General features: G+C 41.6%; 1 pseudogene. It reads left to right on the forward strand.

Annotated elements, in window-relative coordinates:
• Positions 1–203: 203 nt before the first annotated feature.
• Positions 204–729 (forward strand): annotated as a pseudogene (gene exsA, locus R7Z49_RS24780) (type III secretion system transcriptional regulator ExsA); the annotation flags it as partial.

Here is a 729-nt window from a genome sequence, read left to right on the forward strand (position 1 = left end):
GCTTAATTCCTCGAAGGAATGGCGGTTTCTAAGCTATTCGCTATTTATTTCGGGGGGTATGGTAAGTGATATGAACTTCTATGCTCTTTTCTTTGCTTCTTTAATTGAAATTGTACTGCTTAGGAAATAACAACAAACAAAGTAGTGCTTTGACAGTTTCTCTTTTACACACGAGAGAAATTAAAAATTATGAAGGGTAGAAAATGGATGTGTCAGGCCAACTAAACACAGAAACGGTCGGCTCTAGCTTGCGAAAAATTCGCAGTTTTTCTCACTACGAAAAACATGACGAAGTATTTCACTCAGACCAATCTCATATTGTTGTCGTTCACAATGGTCAATTACGAGTTCAAACTGGCGATTGCACCATAGATGTCGTTGCCGGGAGTGGGGTATTTCTCTCTCAAGGTGACTACTTATTAGAGTACTCACCGCAGGGTGGGAATTATCACTCATCAATCATTGAGTTCGACAATGAGCTAGTAAGCCAATTACTGCAAAAACACAGCGATCTTCTCATGACGTTGCCAAAAGTGGACAAACTCAACTCGGGTTTGTTTTCTTTTGGTTTGAACATTCTCATTGAGCAAGTGCTTTCCGGCATGAAAACGCTGGAGGAGCAGTCGTACCCAGACGCTATCATGCGTTTGAAGTACGAAGAAATGCTGATTCTATTGCTGCACAGTCAAGGGGGCGAAGTCCTCTATGCTTTGCTATCGCAGCAAACTA

The sequence above is a fragment of the Vibrio sp. 1562 genome, from assembly GCF_033340155.1.
Classification (GTDB): domain Bacteria; phylum Pseudomonadota; class Gammaproteobacteria; order Enterobacterales; family Vibrionaceae; genus Vibrio; species Vibrio alginolyticus.